This window comes from Chryseobacterium turcicum (assembly GCF_021010565.1).
Taxonomy (GTDB): Bacteria; Bacteroidota; Bacteroidia; order Flavobacteriales; family Weeksellaceae; genus Chryseobacterium; species Chryseobacterium turcicum.
In genome coordinates this window covers 1,915,739-1,935,543 of sequence record NZ_JAJNAY010000001.1, presented here as the reverse complement: position 1 = coordinate 1,935,543, position 19,805 = coordinate 1,915,739, and the positions used below count along the sequence as shown (strand labels likewise).

Below are 19,805 nucleotides of genomic sequence, written 5' to 3'. Positions count from 1 at the left end.
CTGATTTTACGGATTAAGCTGATTTTTTAATCTTCTAAATCTGCATAATTAGCGAGAATATAATAAAAATATAGAATGCGAGAGACAAAGGTAAATATTGAAAAAACAGAGATTTTATCTGAGAACTGGTACACTTTAAAGAAAGTGACTTTCAATATTAAAAAAGAAAACGGAGAGACCGAAACCCAAAGCAGAGAAGCGTATGACAGAGGAAACGGAGCTGTTATTTTGCTATATAATACAACCTCCAAAAATGTGATTTTAACGAGACAATTTCGCCTTCCCACTTACATCAATGGAAATTCTACGGGAATGCTGATTGAAGCTTGTGCCGGTTTATTAGACAACGATAATCCCGAAGATTGCATTAAAAGAGAAACTGTAGAAGAAACGGGCTATAAAATATCTAAAGTTGAAAAGATTTTTGAAGCATATATGTCTCCCGGTTCAGTCACCGAAATTTTGCATTTTTTTATCGCTGAATACTCTGATGATATGAAAATAAATGATGGTGGCGGATTAGAAGAAGAAGGAGAAAATATAGAAGTTTTAGAACTTGAATTTAATAAAACTCTTTCTATGATTGATAATGGCGAAATAAAAGATGCCAAAACCATTATGCTTTTGCAACATCTTCGTCTGAAGAATATTCTGTAAAGTTAAATTATATTTTATTAGAATTTAAGACATTGAATTTTAACATATTACAAAAACTTAAAATCACTTTTTAACCTCAAAAGAATCAAAAGAAATGATTGAAAAAAGAGAAGTTCAAAAGTTTACAAAATGCTTTTTTTTACTTAATCACTTGTTTTGTTAGCTTTTGGATGACTTATCCATTATAAAATCTTTTGTCACTTTTGCGGTTAAAAAAAACATCATGTCTAAAACATTGAATCTCAAATTATCAACCACCAACTAAAACCTACTTATTATGAAATTTATATTCACCATTGGTCTTTCAATATTGCTCTCTTCCAACTTTCTTGCTCAGAAAAATGAGAAGCTTAACGCAAAAGACCAAGCCTTAGTTGAGCACTTTAAAAACGATTATAAAAAGAAAAGCTATAAAAAATTTGCAGGGAAAATTCTTGTAAAAGATAATGTAATACAGTTTGACAATAAAACGGTTTATTATGACAAAGCAGATAAAATTACTGCTACAATTCTGAAAGAAGGTCTCATTTATCCTCAACTTTTAACCGATTATCAGATGCAAAAGTTTCTCGATGAATCAACCGATAAAACACAAAAAAGATTTTTGAAACTTCAGAAAGACCCAAGAGCTTCTTTTGATGTGAATAATATCAAGTTGAGCAACACTTCTGAGTTGCCTTTTTTAAGTTCAACTCTTAAAACAAAGAGATTTAAAATATTGATAAAAGACATCAGATTAAATACCACCACCATGTATCTTTTTGAATTAATGAATGATAAATCAACGAAAGACATTTCGCTGGAAGAGTTTATAAAAGGGGCAAAATTGACCTATATTGATACAGAATAATTCAAACTAATTGCAAAAAATGAAACAAAATTTTACTTTAATTATTTTATTTTTAAGTTTTAAATATTTTTTCGGCTTTTAAAATTGAAAAAACACAAAAATTGATTAAATAAAAATGAAAACATACTTCTTAATCTCATTATGCTCATTAGCTTTAGTTCATTGCACTAAAGAATCAGAGAAAGCATCATCAGTTCAAACTTCTAAACCAGAAAATGTAAATATTGATGTAAAAAATTCAGATTCAGAAATTGATTACTTAGAATTTAAACCAGACAGTATTTCTAATGTAAAGATAAAAGGATTTGAGGTGATAAGCTCTTATTCTTACAATCAGAACAAATTTGTGACGGGATATTATAATCCTGTAGACGGCAAAACCGTTGTTCCCGATACAGAAAAAGATAACGGACAAAGACTTTTGGTGTTAAATAATAAAAATGAAATTATTTTTAAAGGGCAAGGTAGCGGAGATACATATCTGTACCAACCTCATTTTTACAAAAATAAAATAGACGATAAAGTTTTAATCGTTTGTCAATTGGCATTTGAGTATTTTTTCGGTGGCGAAGTTTTTTTACATGAAAACAATTCTGTAAAATACGTTGGAAATATTGATTTAGAACCTTTTGATATGGAAACCTCAATGACTGATGTTCTTAAAATTTACGAAAAGAAAAATGCCATTCATTTTAGATTCTCTTTTGCTAAAACCCGGAAACGAAGATATTAAGATTAAAAATAATGATACTGAATATATTTATGAAAAGGGAGTTTTAAAACTAAGAAAATGAAAATAAACAATATTGACCATCTTGTTTTAACTGTCGCCGATATTGATAAAACCATAGATTTCTAAGTAAACCTAACGGGTTTTAAAACCCATTAGGTTTGTTTGGAATGAAACAGAAAAAGCGATGGTGGAAGCTTCGAGGGAGATGAGTGAGGCGTTTGCTTTGGAGACGCTTTAATTTATTGATATTTATTTTTTCGGGAGGCTTTTGGGGCTCCTGTTTTTTGTCTAAAATTTTTGTAAATTAGCGTTAATTGAAATCTTTAATGACAGAATTAAATAAAATATATCTATTTCGTATGACACATATTGAGAATATTCCACATATTCTTAAATATGGAATAACACATAAAAATTCAAATAATTGTAATAAAAATTATATTCCGATCGGGGATAATTCAATTATATCAACAAGAAACCATTATCAACTAAACTCAGGTAAAACAATTGGGGATTATATTCCTTTTTATTTTGCAACAAGAACTCCAATGCTATATGTAATACAGAAAGGCTTTAATGGGGTTAAACCAACAAAACCAGAAGATATAATTTATTGTGTAACTTCAGTAAAACAAATTTTAGATATAAATTTGAATTTTATTTTTACTGACGGACATGCTAATAATCATTTCACATCGGAATATTCTAAAAACCAAATAAATAACATTAATAATATCTTAGATTATGAGACTATAAATTGTAGAGATTGGAGAGACGAAAATGACTTAGACAAAAAAAGAAGAAAAGAAGCAGAATTTTTATTAGAAGCAGATTTGCCTCTAAATAATATTTTGGGTTATATTTGTTTCAATAAAGCAGCTCAGGATAAATTAATATCCTTTGGTATTAAATTAAACAAAATTGTTATTAAACCTCAACATTACTTTTAAACATGATACAATATAAGATTGGTAATTTATTAGACAGTAATGCAGATGCATTGGTCAATACTGTTAATACTGATGGTATTATGGGAAAAGGTATTGCTTTGCAATTCAAAAATCAATTTCCGGGCAATTATAAAGAATATGTAAAAGCTTGTAAAAACAATGAAATAAGTATCGGTAAACTTTTTGTCTTTGAAGAACAAACACTTCTAAAGGGTAAAAAAATTATAATTAATTTCCCCACAAAAACAAGCTGGAGAAAACCTTCCGAATATTCTTATATTGAAAAAGGATTAGTCGATTTAGTAAACATTATTAAGGAAAATAAAATAAAATCTGTTGCCATTCCTCCTTTAGGAGCTGGAAATGGTGGTCTTAACTGGATTAATGTAAAGGAAATTTTAAAAAAATACCTACAAAACATAGATTGTGAAATTCAAATTTTTGAACCCAACACTAAAATTATAGAGGTATTAAAAAAAGAACGAACTTCTCTTACTCCAGCTCGTGCAATGCTTTTATATGTTTTGTTTGACTTAGTAAAAAATGGTGAATTTTTATCTGAGTTTTCTGCTGAAAAAATTGCATATTTTTTACAAAAATTTGGGGCCAAAGATATTTTTAAATTGGAATATAAGCAAAATTTCTATGGTCCTTATTCTGGTAAAGTAAAACACGTGCTTTATCATCTAAATGGAAGCTATATTACAGGATACAGTTCTAAAGATAAAAAACCATTTGAAGAACTAGGATTGTTATTAGATGCAGAAAAAGAAGTTCTGGAATATTTGGACAAAGATGAAAATCTAGCATATAAAAAAATAGCAGATACAACAAAGATATTTTTATCGGGATTTTACTCCAATTTTGCACTTGAATTATTGTCTACTGTTGATTATATTAAGGAAAAAGAAAAAGTAAATAATGTAGATGCAATTATTCATAAAATGGAACAATGGAATAATAGAAAAAATACTTTATTTGCCACAAAACCGAATTTCATTAAGATAGCTTTAAATAACATCAATAATGCAGTCTATCCTTAATTGATAAAAAACAAAACCGCCACTTTTTAAAATTCTTTTACTTTTTTAAAACAAATTAATAATCAAAAACTTACGTTTTTTTAAATTAAAATTTGTACTTTTGCACCGCGAAAATAAGGATAAGTGTTATGAAAAAAATAGGTGATTACAGAAAACTTCTTGAGGTAGACAATACTGCTACTTTGAAAGACTTGAAAACAATTTACAGAAATGTGATGAAAGATACGCATCCTGATAAATTTGTGAATGATGAAGAAGGGAAACTGGCTGCAGAAGAAAAAAGCAAATCTGTGATTGAAGCCTATCATTTTTTGGTAAGCATCAACCCTGAAACGCAGGAAAAATATAAGGAAGAATACACAGAAACAATTACCACTTCAATTATTACTGATTTCTATCTTGAGAAATCAATTTTGAAAGTTCAGCACTTGAATGGAAAAATGTTTGAATACATCGGTGTTCCAAGAAATACGTATATCAAAATGGTGAATGCAGATTCGCCGAGCCGTTTTGCAAGAAGACATATCTATGGGAATTTTACCTTTAGAAAATCTGGTGAAGTAATGGTAGATTAATCTTTTAAGATTTAAAATAAATGAAGACTTTTGGTTGATTCCGGAAGTCTTTTTTGTTGAAAAAATGATAAGACATTTGTTAAAAATAGGCTGACAAAGCAAATGTCGTAGATTTGTCGTACTTATTTCCGCGATTACCATTTAATAAAAAACTAATTTTGAAAAAAAAATACATGGACTCCATTAGCGAACTCATCATCACTTCAAGAAAGAATAAAAACCTAACTCAGGAACAGCTTGCTGACCTTTCGAAAGTTAATTTAAAAACCATTCAAAGGATTGAAAATAATGAAAACGTGCCCAGAGAAAACACATTGAAGTTGATTTGTGATACTTTGGAGATTGCCGTTCCAAAAACAGAAACGCAATCATTTGTAAAATCATCCAATTTTATAGAAACAGGTTTTAAATATTTCTCTTTAGTAATAATCAACCTTGCATTGATGACCCTTATCGGATGGATGACATTGGATTCTGAAGCCAATTTAAACTCCCGATTTGCCGGTATATTGCTGAGTTTTTTAATACCTATGGGTATTGTATTTTTCACTTTAAAAATGAGCAGAACGCAAAGACTTTTGAAATTTGGAAGTGGCTTTTTTGTTTACCTAATTTTAGCCATTATCACAGTAGGATTCCCAACAGCTTTTGTTAGTGGTTTGCTGCCATGTCTTTCTATTTGCTTGCTTACTTTGTTTTATGGAGATTCAATTATTATAAAGAATTCTAATTTTATGATTAAATAATTACACACTCACTCATCTTCAGAGCTCATATACTCATCTCGACTAGTCATTTACATATCCATTGAGGTTATTTATAGGTCTGAAGAGGTTACAGACCTCTCTGTTGGGGTTAAAGAACCCTAAAATTAGGATTAAAAACTAAGGATTTATAGTTGGAAACCATCAATCTATGGTTAGAGAACCTCATCGAAATAGCTAAAGACTCCATCCGATTACTTCGGAACCCTTCGATATCAGTTAAAGACCGCATCGGATATATAAATCGATGATTTCAAGAGACTTAGTCGTCAATTCAACAATATTCATGACAAAATATTACAAGAGTACGGAATGAGCTAAGTTTTGGCTAAAGCCGAGTTGGGTTGATAATTTTAAAATGGGCTGAAGCCCATTTCTATTGAATATTAATAATGAAAATTATCATTGTAAAAGTTTGTTTAAATTTCATCAAAGTTACTTCCTTTAGGGTTGGGGCAAAGAAAAAAGCTTTGAAAATTTGTTTATTAATCATTTTTTAAACATTCTATGTTAAAATCCAAATTCTAAAAGTTAATTTTATTTGTTATTAAATATAATTTGGTTGATATTTTTGTTTCTTAGTAATGATCCCGAAAGTTTGTCTCAAAAGTTTGTTACAAACGGCAATTAAAGCCACTTTTTTGCACTTTCCTTTTTCTAAAATCCTTTCATAAAGTGACTTGCACTGCGTATTAAATCGTATCGCACTCCAAGAACAAACATATAAAACACTCCTCACAAAGCCTTTACTTGTTCTGCATTTTCCAATCGTAATCTTTTTGTTTCCAGAATGATACATTCTTGGAGCAACGCCAAAATATTTTGCCACCGATTTTGCGCTTTTGAAATTCTTAAAATTATTCGTCGCCACCAATAAAAGCAATACTGTTTTTTCTCCAATTCCACTAATGCTGATGAGTAATTCCTTGCTTTCTTTTAATTCTTCATCTTCTAATTTTGGAAGTCTTTTTTTTACTTTTTCTATCTCTTTTGATAATGATTTTATAACCGATTCATAATGTTTTATCACTTCTTTACTCGGATTTGCCCTCTCACGAAGTGATTTTAGTTTTAATGAAAATCTCGCTTTTTCCTGATCCAAATCTTGCAAAAGATTAAGTTCTTGATCTAAAAATTCTAGGTTTTCTTTTCTTGGTTCGAAAGGAATCATTTCCATTATTTCTCCAAAATTCCTAATCATTCTCGCATCTTCTTCGTCTGTTTTACTGATAAGATTCCGGGCTTCTGAGAATTTCTTAATAGAAAACCCACTTACCTGAAACACTTCAAAACCAAGCGTATAAGCATAATACAAAATTTTACTGCTGTAGTTTCCTGTGGCCTCTACTACGATTTTGTAATTTTCTTTGCCTAATTTTTTCAAATTTTTTTCAATCTCAGTTTTGGTGTTCAAAACACTCAGAATCATTTGTTTGTTTTGTTCATTCAAAAAACTCATCACCAGAATTTTTGAACTCACATCCACCCCGATTACTTTTTTTTCTAAATTTGTCATACTAAAAGTGTTTAAAATTCATTGGAAATTTGTTTCCTTTTTAACCATTGTGATAAGAGTTTTCTCTTTGCAAACAGCAATCTATTCGGTCTTTAGAAAACAAGCTGGCAGGGACTAATTGTTTAAATCGATATCCAAATATCTACAGGCTCTCTGTCTTTTTCCTGCTAGCTTTTTCCAGTGTACTTCTTAAATGAATATTTTTAACTTTTAGTATTCTATAATTATTAATATGCAAACTTATCACAGACTCTAAGTTTACGTTTCAAAGATAGGTTTTAGCTAAAGCCGAATTGGTTTCGCAATATTTAAATGGACTGAAGCCCATTTCTATTGAATGATAAAACGTTTCTTGTTCGAAACAAATAAGCTAAAGCTCCCTCCTATCAGTATTAAAGTATTTCTTATTTTGAAGTCATATTCAAAACAAAAAAAGCGCATCAATCAATTGATGCGCTTTTAGGTTAATTAAAGGTTGTTATATTAATCTACGTGTTTTGCGGTAAACCCGTCTTCACTTAGTTCTCTGTGCTCGTAATCGGCTTTCATTTCAGCTTCATAGTCTGGCTTTTCATGTTTACCCATTCTTCTTAACATTGAATCGAATAGTGAATATACTACCGGTACAATAATCAAAGTAAGGAATAATGATGATGTTAAACCACCGATGATTACCCATGCCAATCCGTTGTTCATCTCCGCTCCTGCTCCTTTTGCAATCGCAATAGGAATCATACCGAAAATCATCGCAATGGTCGTCATCAAAATCGGACGAAGACGTGCGTGGTTTGCCTGAATCAATGCATCATGCGTTGTTGCACCTGCTGCTTTTCTCATATTGGCGAAATCGACAATCATAATCGCGTTTTTCGCTACCAAACCAATCAACATAATCATCCCCAACATCGTAAAGATGTTAATAGAATTTCCGGTGATGGCCAAAATAACCATTACCCCAATCAATGCCAAAGGAATTGAGAACAATACCACAAACGGATATACAAACGAGTCATACAATGAAACCATTACCAAATAAACCAATACAATAGCTGCTAATAAAGCAATTCCTAAAGTACCGAAACCTTCAGTCTGGTTTTCCATATCACCACTCCAGATATAAGAAACACCTGCAGGTTTTGTTTTTTCATTATCCATAAACTGAGCTGCCCATTCGTTGGCAACATCTCCTACAGGACGACCTACTACTTTAGATTTTACCTTTACAGAAGGTGCTTTATCTCTACGCTCTAGCAAACTTGGCCCAGAACCCATTTTCACTTCCGCAAACTGGCTCAGTCTTATCTGCTCTCCCTGAGGATTTGTAAACATTAAGTTTCTTACGTCGTCAATAGATTGTCTATTAGCATCAGCAAAACGAATATTGATATCATATTCATATTCTCCAGCTCTAAATTTCCCATCTGTATTTCCACTAAATGCAGTCTGCATCGTTTGCCCAATACCTGAAAGATTTAAACCTAAAGCAGCCATTTTATCTCTGTCGATATTCACCTGAACTTCAGGATTCCCTGAGTCAGTTGATAATTCAGCATCTACAGAACCAGGTACTTTTTTAAGCAATTCTAAAATTCTGTTGGCTTCTTTATTTGCCGTTTCATTATCCTGAGCCGTTACCACCATTTCAATTGGTGCATTGTCTGCTCCCATTAATCCGATTGGTGCTGTTTTAAACTCAACTCCGGTGAATTTTTCTTCTAAAGCTCTTTTAATTTTAGCTGATTTAATATCAGTACTTTCATCACGCTCAGCTTTATCTACCAAAATTACCTGAATCTCAGACTGATACAAAGTAGCCTGTGCACCCCCAAAACCTGTTGATTGCTGACCTACTGTTGTAATCATGTCTACCACATCTTTATCATTTCTAAGGTATTTCTCAACCTCTAAAGTCAACTGATTGGTTTTTTCTACAGAAGCATCTTTTGGTAATTCCATCTGAACAAGGAACTGACCTCTATCCATTTTAGGGAAGAATTCTCCACCAATAAATCCGAATGCCACCAACATAAATGATGAAATCAAAATAAGAAAGGTCACAAAAACAGTCATTATTCTTCTGAAAGTTGACTTTAAAGCCCACTCCAAAATTCCTGTAATCCAGTGTGTAAATTTTTCTAATTGCTTTTCAAACCAAAGGATAAATTTCTCGAAAGGATTTTTCCCTGTTAAATGCACCAATTTACCATATCTTGAAGATAACCAAGGAATAATAGTAAATGACGCTAATAGTGAAAATAATGTTGCGATAACTACCGTTATACAAAACTGCGTCAAGATATCAGATACCAGACCAGAACTCATCGCAATCGGCAAGAATACCACCACGATTACCAAGGTAATTGCCGTTACGGTAAACCCAATCTCTGAAGCACCATCGTACGCTGCACGAATTCTGCTTTTACCCATCTCCATGTGACGGTAAACGTTTTCTAAAACTACAATCGCATCATCCACAAGAATACCTACTACCAATGAAAGTCCTAATAAACTCATTAAGTTTAAGGTATACCCCATCAAATACATCCCGATTACCGTAGCAATCAAAGACAAAGGAATAGAAACCATTACAATGAATGCATTTCTGATATTGTGAAGGAACAATAACATTACAATAGCAACCAAAATAATCGCTAAGAATAAATCGAAAATTACGTGGTCAGCAGCTGCAAGCGTAAAGTCTGTTGTATCATCTACAATCGTTACTTTTACAGCCTGAGTTTTGTAATTATCCTGAACCTGAGCAATGGTTTTCTGAACTAATTCTGAAACCGCTACTGCATTAGCATCAGATTGTTTTTTAACCTGAAGTAAAATCGTAGAATTTTGATTAAATCTTGCTACTTTCTCTACATCTTTCTGAGTATCAAAAACCGTTGCAATATCTGAAAGACGAACCTGCGCCCCATCTTTATTAGATACCACAAGATTATTCATCTCATTAATGTCTCTATATTTCCCAGAAAGTCTGATTGTAGATCTTGAAGTTCTCGTTTTCAAAGCTCCTGTAGGGAAATCTAAGTTGGATGAAAGAATTGCCTGCTGCACATCTCCAACAGAAAGACCGTAACCCTGCAGTTTCTTTTCATCTAAATTTACCTGAATTTCTCTTTCCTGTCCACCTACAAGATCAACCTGAGCCACACCGTTTACACGAGAAAAAATAGGCTCAATTTTTTTATCTAAAAGATCGTATAATTCTTTATTATTCAGCTTATCACTGGTAATACTCATCGTCATGATTGGTAAATCATCTAATGAGAATTTTTGTAAAGAAGGTGGATCTGCATCTTCAGGAAGGTCTGCCAAAATAGCATTTACCTTTCTCTGAGCATCATTCAAAGCATAATTTACATCAGCACCCGTGTTCAACTGAACCATGATAACTGATAAACTTTCGTATGAAGAAGACTCTACCTTTTTTACGTTTTCCAAAGAACCTACTGCATCCTCAATCTTTCGGGTTACCGAAGTTTCTACCTCTGAAGGTGAAGCTCCCGGATAAACCGTAGAAATCGTTACCATATTGGTTTCAAACTTCGGAATCAACTCGTACCCCATCATGGAGTAGCTTAATAAACCTCCCAACGTCAAAATCGTAAATAATACGATGACAAGGGACGGCCTTTTAATGGATATTTCTGCTAACTTCATCTTCTCTTACTTTACGATATTGATTTTCGACCCGTTATCAAGGTTGATTTGTCCACTGGTAATTACCTGTTCTCCACCATTCAATCCGCTGATGATTTGAACTTTGTCACCATACACTTTTCCTGTTTGAACTTTAATCAGTTTAGCAGTTCCATTGCTTACGATAAATAATTGCCCAGAGCTTACTCCATTTACAAAAGCTTCCGCAGGTACAGTCAACATATTTTGAGTTTCAGCACCATTGTTGGTTTTGAAAGTTGCTGTAGCATACATCCCTGCTTTTAAGTTTCCTCTGTTTTGAACTTCAATTTCAACAGGGAAATTTAAAGAAACATCACTTTTAGGAGCGATAAACGTAATTCTTCCGCTGAAAGAATCTTCAGGTAAAACGTTTACGTTAATTGGAACTTCCTGACCAAGCTGAATTCTTCCGATTTGGCTTTCGTCAACCAAAACTGAAAGTTTCAATGAATTGATATTTACAATTTCAAATAAAGCAGTTCCCGGAGAAACCACAGTTCCCGGCTCCACCATTTTCTTATTGATGGTACCGCTGATTCCTGCTCTGATGCTTGTATCGTTGATTTTTACACCCTGAGCTCTTACTGCAGCCTGCATGTTTTTCAACTGTAATCTTGAGTTGTCTAATTGCTGTTTAGTAACACCACCAGTTTTATATGCATTTTCGTAACGTTGATTGTCAATAATCGCATTTTGCAAATTATTTTGAGCCTGAGTAACATCAACTTCGATTGCATCTCTTTTGATGGTTGCCAAAACCTGACCTGCTCCAACTTTAGAACCTTCTTTTACTAAAACGCTTACAATACGTCCTGAAATCTCAGATGACTGTTGTAGTTCCTGCTTAGGAATAAAAGTTCCGTTTGCAGCATAGTCGGTGTTGATATTTTCTCTTGAAACAGTGATTACATTCACGTTGATTTTATCAACCTGTTTTGCCACTTCTTTTACTTCGATTTCCTGCTTCTTTTTATTGTCTGCAATTTTCCAAGCTGCTAAACCAACAAGTACAGCTGCTACGATGATATATATTAAAGTTTTTTTCATTTCAATTATGGGTTTTGTAAAGTATTAAGCTCGCCTTTAGCTTTTATTAATTTAATTTCAGCCTGTTTGTAGTCTAATAATGCAGTTGTATAATTCTGTTTTGCATCTGTAAGAGCATTTTCAGAATCTAAAACTTCCGTAAGCGTTGCTAAACCGTACTGATAATTTGACTGTGTGTCTTTCTGTACTTTTTCGGCAAGTGCTACATTGCTTTTCATGCTTTCAATATTGATTAATGAATTTTCAATATTGGTTACCGCATTTTTATATTCTAAACTTAAACTCAATTGAGTATTCTGAATATCCTGATCAAGATCTAAAATATCAATTTCAGCCTGTTGAATTTTCGATTTCGTAGAACCTCCTGTAAAAATGGGGATGTTTACATTTAAACCAATTGCAGAATAGTCACTCCAAAGAACGCCGTTATTTAATCCGTTTGTTAAAGGGAATTTTTTACCCATTCCAGCCCAACCGTAGTTTGCTTGTAATCCTACAGTAGGATAAAGATAGGCTTCGGTAGCTTTTTTATTGTAAACTAAAAGCTCTCTGTTTTTCTGCAAAACTTTTAGCTCAGAACGACCATCAAGATTTACCATTTCAGCTAAAAGCTGAGGTTGAGGCTCGATTGTTTTTTCTTCTAATTCAATTTCGGTTTCAATAGGAACTCCCATATAAAACTTCAAAGAATTTTTAGTAAGCTCTACTGCATTAATCAACTGCTGCCTGCTCGAACTGATGTTGGTCAATTGTACATTGGTACGATCTAGATCAATTCCTTTTGCCAAACCATTATCTACTAAACTCTTAATAACATTTCTTACTTTTTCGGTATTGGTATAACTTACCTTAAGAGTTTTAAGATTTTCTTCCTGCACAAAAACCTGATAATAGGCTGTTGCAACATTTTCAATAATCTGTTCGTTGGTCAATTGAGCATTTAAAACATAAAATTCTCTGGTTGACTTTGCTGCCTTAAGACCCGTAAAAACTCTTTGATCAAATATCGTCTGATTAAGAGTTACTACCGCCTGCGATTGCCAAGCCTGGCCCAATTGAGCACGAATTCTTTCGCCACCAAATTCAAGCAATGACTCTTGAATCACCGGGTTGTAAGTTATTCCTGCAGTAGCTCCAATCTGAGGTAAAGCTCCAGATCTAGCCTCATTGATTTTGTACTCTGCTTTTTTAATCTGCAAAGCCGCTTTTTTGGCTTCAGCCTTATTTTGCAACGCCTGTTTAATGGCTTCCTGCAGAGAAATCTGCTGTTGCGCAAAAGCTGATGAAGAGGCCAACATCATAAATGCTGCAGCTACACCAATGTTGAGCTTTTTAGCAGTTATACGTTTTCTGTTCATAATTTTATACTTCGTTTATTTTTTGTTGTATTTGTCTTTATCCCTAAAAGACGCTTCAATTCTTAAAATACTTTAACAATTTTTAATTATTTTTTAAAAAGCATGTTAAGAATAATTTCTTTTCTCTCTGATATCAGCTCGTCAAACTCTTTATCTGTCACATTCATGTTTTCCATAAATAATGGTCTGATTGCACTCGGGAAAATGAGTAAAGCAATCATATTTAAGATAAAATGTACCGGTTTCATCGTATCGATATTTCCTAATTCCATCTCTGTCTCGATATCTTTGTAAAGTTTTTCTAAATCCTCAGTTTCAATATCTTTCTTACGACAGTTCCCTTTATTAATCTGTGAAACGATATAGGTTTCCAGATAAGGATACTGAAGGCTCGTAGAAAGGCTTCCTTCGATAAATTGAGATATTTTTTCTTTAAAAGGAAGGTCAGAACTCATAATGATTTCAGACTTTTCTTTTTCTACTTTCTGTGCGTCATCAAAAATAATCTGAATCAGATTATCTCTTGATCTGAAATAATAATTAATAAGTGTTCTATTGACACCTGCAGCATCTGCTATTTCCTGTGTGGTAGCATCAAACTTACCCTGTACAAAGAATAAATTCTTTGCGGTTTGCTTGATTAACTCTTGGGTTTGATCTTTTTTTTCTTGTTTTGACATTTTTGTTAAACAATTTTGTGCAAATATATATCAATCATTTGTTTTGACAAAATTGTTAAACAAAATAATTAATATGATTTGCATCATATTTTAAACTTCGAGTCACGTATTTATGAATTATTAATACTTAAAAAATCTTTGTTTGATTATATTTGCGGAAAATTAATAATGATGAAAAAAATTTTATTCCTTTTTGCGATAATTAGCTGTGCTTTTATGTTTGGGCAGAAAAATTTCCAAAAAAGCAATGAATATTATTTCTATGAGAATAAGGGGCAGATTGTAGATCAAAATGGGAAGGAAAATTCTGATGTGAAGTACCTTTTTCATTCTGCAGGATTGAATGTTCAGCTACGTTCTAATGGATTTTCTTATGATGTATATGAAACTTCCAAAAAGAAAAATCCAGAGTTCAGAAAAATTGAAGACAATGGATTACCTCAAAAGCTTGCCTTTCTGAATAGAGAGTTTAATTATGAAAAATCAATTCATAGAATAGATATAGAATTATTAAACTCGAATAAAAAATCGACAATAATAGCTCAAGGTAAATCAAAGGATTACGAAAATTATTATAATCTTGAGAATAGACCAGAAGGAATAAACAATGTTCATCGTTATCAAAAGATTTTATATAAAAATATTTATTCAAATATTGACTTAGTCTTCTTCAAACCAAAAGATACTTTAAAACCCATCGAATACAATTTCATAATTAATCCCGGAGGAAGAATATCTGATATTAAAATGAAATTTCATGGAGCTTCTACATTAATAGAAAAAGAGAAACTTGTCATGAACTTACGTTTTGGAGATTTACATGAAAATATTCCTAACAGTTGGATTGAAGGGATAAATAAAAAAGAAATAGCTGTAGCTTTTAAAGATTTAGGAAATCAAATTTTTGGCTTTGCATCTCCTATCAACATATCTGATAAGAAAATAATAATTGATCCAGTACCAACCAGAATTTGGGGAAGTTATGCAGGTGGATTTGGCGAAGAGTATGGGGAGACAAAAACAGATATTCAAAATAATGTCTATCTATATGGAGCAACAGCAAGCGCAACAAATATTGCTACTAGCGGAGCCAGCCAGACGAATATTACCAATTCGTACTTTGATGCTTATCTAATGAAAATTACATCAAACGGGCAAAAACTTTGGGGAACATATTATGGAGCTATGAGGGATGATAACTTTAGCTCAGTAGATTTTGATGAAAATTTAAATATCTATGCGGCGGGTGTAAAATTTAAACCCTCCGGTGATAATGATGTTGTTATGGCTAAATTTAATTCTAACGGAGCCTTAGTATTGCAAAAAAACATGGGCGGAAATAGCTCTGATGTATGTTATTCCGTATCTTATAATAATAATCACATCTATCTTGCTGGGCACACATATGGTTTCGACTTTCCTGTTTTAAACGCTTTTCAACCTACTAAATTAAGCCAAAGCGGGAGTAGTGAAGGGTTTCTTACTGCATTAGATTCTTTAGGAAATATTGTTTGGTCAACTTATTTGGGAGGCAACAATTCAACATCACTTCATAATATTTTTTCGTCGACAGATGATCTTGAAATCATTGGATTAACTACATCACAAAATATAGCGATGATAAATCCCTTTCAACCTACTAATTCAGGCAGTACAGATATTTTATATTTAAAATTTTCTAAAACCGGAAATTTATTAAGATCAAGCTATGCAGGATTAGAAAATCAAGATGAAAGCTATGAAGCTCGAATTATAAATAATACTTTAATAATTCCAGGTCATTACTTCTCTACAGTGCAAGGAATAAATAATCCCGGGGTATTCCGAGTAGATTTAGCAACCAATGTTGTGACAAAAAATTTTTACTCTCCTCTCCCTAGTTTTCAATTACTCTCCTATGTAGATAAACATGGAAATATATTTTTTACAGGATTATCAAACGGTTGGCAGCCAGATATTGCTACGCCAAATGCATATATGCAACAAGTAACCCCTTATGCTCATACTTTTTTAGTAAAGTACAATTCAAATAATGTAAAAGAATGGGGAACTTTTTACGGAGGAAACGGAGGAACACAACTTGGTTTGGTAACGAAAGATAAAGACGACTACATCTATTTAACAGGAATATCAAGCAATAATACGACAGGTATTGCAACACCAGGAACATTTCAGCAAACTGGAGGACATCCATCTAATGATGTTTTCATTGCTAAATTCCAGGATTGTACTTCAACCGGAACTGTAGTATCAAACTCCCCTGTTTGCATAAATTCAAATATTCAATTAACCGCAACTGGAGGTACAACCTACAGCTGGACAGGTCCAAACGGATTTACCTCAACTCTTCAAAATCCTACAATTCCAAATGCTACCTTAGCAAATGCAGGTGTTTATACTTGTCAAATTTCAGGCTCGGGAGCGTGTGATGGAAGCTTCACCGTAAACGTTGTCGTTGGTGATACCATTGCTCCAGTTCCTAACACGGCGCAACTTTCTGATATTACAGGAGATTGTCATACAACTATTTCTAATTTCCCTACGGCTACAGATAATTGTGCAGGAACCATCACGGCAACAACTATAGACCCGTTAAATTATTCAATTCCGGGAACTTATGTTATTCACTGGGTTTATAGCGACGGAAACGGAAATATTTCCACCCAAAATCAAAATGTAATTGTAAATTCTACAGCACTTCCAACAACTACAAATGCACAGCAAATATTCTGTGCTACAAACAACCCAACGATTGCCAATCTTCAAATCACAGGTCAAAACGTAAAATGGTATGATGCTGCCAATAATATTTTAGCTGTCACTATTCCACTTATACATGGGCAAACTTATTTTGCATCACAAACAATTAACGGCTGCGAAAGTGTTAAAACTTCTATTCAGGTAACGGTAAACAATACACCAAAACCTGTTGCAAATATCAACCAGGATTTCTGTGAATCAGCAAATCCTAGATTGGCAAGTTTGGTGGTAAACGGAACTGGTTTAATTTATTACAATGCGGCTGGAAATATTTTACCTTTGACAACCCCACTTGTAAACGGACAAACCTATTTCGTCACCCAAACTTTAAATAATTGTGAGTCTGAAAAACTAGCTATCGCGGTAACGCTTTCACAAAATAATGTTCCGGCAAATAATTACAGAACATCATTATGTAATATTTTTACGACAAACACAATGGTGGTAGACCTTACTTCGTATCAAAGCAACATCATTGCAAACCCTAATAATTATATTTTCACCTATACAACACAAGCCGGAACTCTAATTGCAATTCCTTCGAGTTATACTTTGAATTTAGGAAATAATATAATAAACGTTAAAGTATCAACTGCAGACGAATGTTTTAAAAACGTCATCTTAGAATTGGTTTTAAATCCTAAACCTATCATTAAACTTCCTGAAGATTTTGATTTTTGTAAAGGCAAAACTGTTACTTTAGATGCAGGAGCTGGCTATACAACGTATTTATGGAGTACCGGAGCAACAACACAAACCATTAGTGTTTCAAGTCCTGGTAATTATTCAGTAACGGTTACTAATATTTTTGGGTGTAGTAATACAGATACTATTGAGTTAAGTTATTCTGTTTTGGCAGAAATTGTTTCGGTAAATGTCAATAACGGTTCAGCTACAGTCATTTTATCTTCTACAGGTAACTATGAGTATTCTTTAGACAATTCTTCGTGGCAAGATTCTAATGTTTTCAGTAATTTAGGAATGGGAGAATATATCGTTTACGTCAGAACAAAATCTGGCTGTATCATTGGTCAGAAACCTTTTTCTATTTTTAATATCCCGAATGCAATCAGCCCGAATGGAGACGGAATAAATGACAAATGGAAAGTTGCCGGTTTAGAAAATTATACAGGTTCAGAAGTCATTGTTTTCGACAGAAAAGGAGTTTTAGTATTCAAACAAATTATCAATAAAAAACCTTTGGAATGGGACGCAAAAATCAATGGTTCGCCAATTCCTACAGGAAATTATTGGTATACGATAAAAGTATCAGACGGAAGAAATTATACAGGATGGCTTCTTGTAAAGAACAGAGAATAAAAATAAAAACGAGCAGAAATTTCTGCTCGTTTTTTTTATTGCTTTTGGTAAATTAATTTAGGTTTATACCAATCTTATTTTATCTTCTAAAATATCGACCATTTTATCTTTATACAGACCGCCTAAAGCTTTTTTGAAGTTCTTTTTACTCATCTGTAATTCATCTTTAATTTCCTCCGGAGAAGATTTGTCTGAAAGATGCAGTAAACCAAAGTTTTCTTCTAATTTATTTAAGATTTTCTGTTTAAATTCATCAATGTTTTCAAAACCTACAGGCTGAAGCGAAACATCAATTTTTCCATCCTCACGAATATCTTTAATGTAACCTTCTTCTTCAGAAAGTGGATACAATTTTTTATAAACATCTGAAGTATATATTAATCCGATGTATTTTTTGTTAACGACAACATTCCAGCCCAATTCGCTTTCATTCATCATCAACAAATCTACTTTATCACCTTTTTGTAAAGGAAGATTTTCGTACTGCGGATTTCTTTTAAACTTTGTCGTTCCAGTAATCAAATCCAAACCTTCATCTACATAAAGATAAACAAGATATCTCTTCCCTTCGATAATTTTTGTCTTCTGTTGTTTGTAAGGAATGAAAAGGTCTTTGATGATTCCCCACTCCATAAAAGCGCCCGTTGGAAGACTTTGTACACAGCTCATCACCGCAAACTCACCTACTTCAGCCAAAGGAACTTCGGTAGTAGCTTTCAGTTTATTATCGTCCTGATAAACGAAAACTTCAATCTCGTCGCCAATTTCTTTTTCGTCACGAATAAAAACTTTAGACATAAAAGCGGTTTCGCCTGTCTCTGATTCAAGCATCCAGCCTGAACTATTTTTTTCTGAAATTTTTAACGTCTGAGTTTTTCCGAGTTGCATGAATGATAAATTTAGTTGGCAAAGGTAAGGAAAATAAGTTGGAGAGTTTGAGGGTTACTAAGTTTTGAGTTTTATTATTTTAAATTCCGTTTCTAAGAATTAGATATAAAATCCATCAGTTCTCGTCTGTTACTTTCAAAATCTAAAACATCTCCTACGATAAAATACTTTTGTTTGTCTACGCATTTTGAAAATAATGATTTAGCTAAAGCTACTCTATTTTTATCAAAACTTAAATCCTTTACCAAAACGCTTATTTGCTCTGAAGTAAACATTGCGTGACGACCTTGTTGATTAATGAAAGCAATTTTCTTATCATCAAACCAGGCATCTTTTTTCATGGTCGTCATAAATTGCTGGAAAGTTTGATTATCCATTACATTGGGATAGTTTATGTTTCCAATATTCCCTGAATTTCCATAAGGATTATTCCACACGTCATTCCAGTTATTAAATCCGTAATAATTATTTTGAAGAGGATAAGAGTCTAAAAGATACAAACCTTCATTCGTGAAAAAATCAAGGACTAATCTGCTGTTATTTCTAACATTTAAAGTTGTTCTGTAAACCAAAAATCCATTATCATAAATAGAAATAGGAACCCTTCCCGATGGAAGGTCAAAAAAACGATACTTTCCGGAATTATTCGAAATCATCTGGTCTGCCAGTTCAACACTGAAATATCCCTGCTCCGGAATTCTCACAAAAACTTCAGCATATCCATTATTAGAATTCCATTGATAATTTGGATTGGCTGGTCTTCTGTTTTGACTATTCTGATTATTTGGTTTTCTAAATCCTGAAGAATTACCAGAATTATTGTTTCGGGAATCTAATTTTCTACTTTCTGAAGATTCCATTTCTTTCTTAGACACTTCATTTTTCAAAAGCTCTCCTGCTTTTCCTGCTTCTTGTGCAAAAAATAGTAGACCTGATAAGATAGCACAAACTGTAAATATTTTTTTCATAAT

The 19,805-nt window shown here is 32.7% G+C and carries 15 protein-coding genes; 8 read left to right on the top strand and 7 right to left on the bottom strand.

Going from position 1 to position 19,805, the window contains the following annotated elements:
- Window positions 1-75 precede the first annotated feature (75 nt).
- From nudK to LO744_RS08720, 7 genes are all read left to right on the top strand, one after another.
- Window positions 76-657, top strand: coding sequence for a GDP-mannose pyrophosphatase NudK (gene nudK / locus LO744_RS08750; protein ID WP_230668702.1), 582 nt, complete (start codon window positions 76-78; stop codon window positions 655-657).
- A gap of 277 nt (window positions 658-934) precedes the next feature.
- Window positions 935-1,507, top strand: coding sequence for a hypothetical protein (locus tag LO744_RS08745; protein ID WP_230668701.1), 573 nt, complete (start codon window positions 935-937; stop codon window positions 1,505-1,507).
- A gap of 115 nt (window positions 1,508-1,622) precedes the next feature.
- A complete protein-coding gene (locus LO744_RS08740; RefSeq protein WP_230668700.1) occupies window positions 1,623-2,240 on the top strand; it encodes a hypothetical protein in 618 nt (205 codons plus the stop codon).
- A gap of 326 nt (window positions 2,241-2,566) precedes the next feature.
- Entirely contained in the window at window positions 2,567-3,190 is a 624-nt protein-coding gene (gene darT, locus LO744_RS08735) for a type II toxin-antitoxin system toxin DNA ADP-ribosyl transferase DarT (RefSeq protein WP_230668699.1), read from the top strand.
- Window positions 3,191-3,192: 2 nt separating this feature from the next.
- Entirely contained in the window at window positions 3,193-4,233 is a 1,041-nt protein-coding gene (gene darG, locus LO744_RS08730; RefSeq protein WP_230668698.1) for a type II toxin-antitoxin system antitoxin DNA ADP-ribosyl glycohydrolase DarG, read from the top strand.
- A gap of 128 nt (window positions 4,234-4,361) precedes the next feature.
- Window positions 4,362-4,808, top strand: a complete 447-nt coding sequence (locus tag LO744_RS08725) for a KTSC domain-containing protein (protein WP_139423415.1) — start codon at window positions 4,362-4,364, stop codon at window positions 4,806-4,808.
- A 158-nt stretch (window positions 4,809-4,966) separates the two neighbouring features.
- The gene (locus tag LO744_RS08720; RefSeq protein ID WP_230668697.1) at window positions 4,967-5,554 is read left to right on the top strand and encodes a helix-turn-helix domain-containing protein; all 588 of its coding nucleotides are present in this window, start codon (window positions 4,967-4,969) and stop codon (window positions 5,552-5,554) included.
- A 565-nt stretch (window positions 5,555-6,119) separates the two neighbouring features.
- Here the strand turns inward: LO744_RS08720 and LO744_RS08715 are convergent.
- The 5 genes from LO744_RS08715 to LO744_RS08695 all read right to left on the bottom strand — a co-directional run bounded on the left by LO744_RS08715 (window position 6,120) and on the right by LO744_RS08695 (window position 13,866).
- Window positions 6,120-7,088, bottom strand: coding sequence for a transposase (locus LO744_RS08715; protein ID WP_230668696.1), 969 nt, complete (start codon window positions 7,086-7,088; stop codon window positions 6,120-6,122).
- Window positions 7,089-7,571: 483 nt separating this feature from the next.
- A complete protein-coding gene (locus tag LO744_RS08710; protein ID WP_230668695.1) occupies window positions 7,572-10,760 on the bottom strand; it encodes an efflux RND transporter permease subunit in 3,189 nt (1,062 codons plus the stop codon).
- A gap of 6 nt (window positions 10,761-10,766) precedes the next feature.
- A complete protein-coding gene (locus tag LO744_RS08705) occupies window positions 10,767-11,828 on the bottom strand; it encodes an efflux RND transporter periplasmic adaptor subunit (protein WP_230668694.1) in 1,062 nt (353 codons plus the stop codon).
- A gap of 5 nt (window positions 11,829-11,833) precedes the next feature.
- Window positions 11,834-13,186, bottom strand: coding sequence for a TolC family protein (locus LO744_RS08700; RefSeq protein ID WP_230668693.1), 1,353 nt, complete (start codon window positions 13,184-13,186; stop codon window positions 11,834-11,836).
- Between the two features lie 86 nt (window positions 13,187-13,272).
- Window positions 13,273-13,866: a TetR/AcrR family transcriptional regulator gene (locus LO744_RS08695; RefSeq protein WP_230668692.1), complete on the bottom strand. Its 594-nt coding sequence runs from the start codon at window positions 13,864-13,866 to the stop codon at window positions 13,273-13,275.
- A 171-nt stretch (window positions 13,867-14,037) separates the two neighbouring features.
- Here LO744_RS08695 and LO744_RS08690 point away from each other — a divergent pair, with 171 nt between their 5' ends.
- Entirely contained in the window at window positions 14,038-17,946 is a 3,909-nt protein-coding gene (locus tag LO744_RS08690; RefSeq protein ID WP_230668691.1) for a DUF7948 domain-containing protein, read from the top strand.
- Between the two features lie 63 nt (window positions 17,947-18,009).
- Here LO744_RS08690 and LO744_RS08685 read toward each other — a convergent pair whose 3' ends face one another.
- A complete protein-coding gene (locus tag LO744_RS08685) occupies window positions 18,010-18,834 on the bottom strand; it encodes a CvfB family protein (RefSeq protein WP_230668690.1) in 825 nt (274 codons plus the stop codon).
- A gap of 92 nt (window positions 18,835-18,926) precedes the next feature.
- On the bottom strand, window positions 18,927-19,802 hold the full coding sequence (locus tag LO744_RS08680) for a DUF4476 domain-containing protein (RefSeq protein ID WP_230668689.1): 876 nt from the start codon (window positions 19,800-19,802) through the stop codon (window positions 18,927-18,929).
- Between the last annotated feature and the right edge of the window lie 3 nt (window positions 19,803-19,805).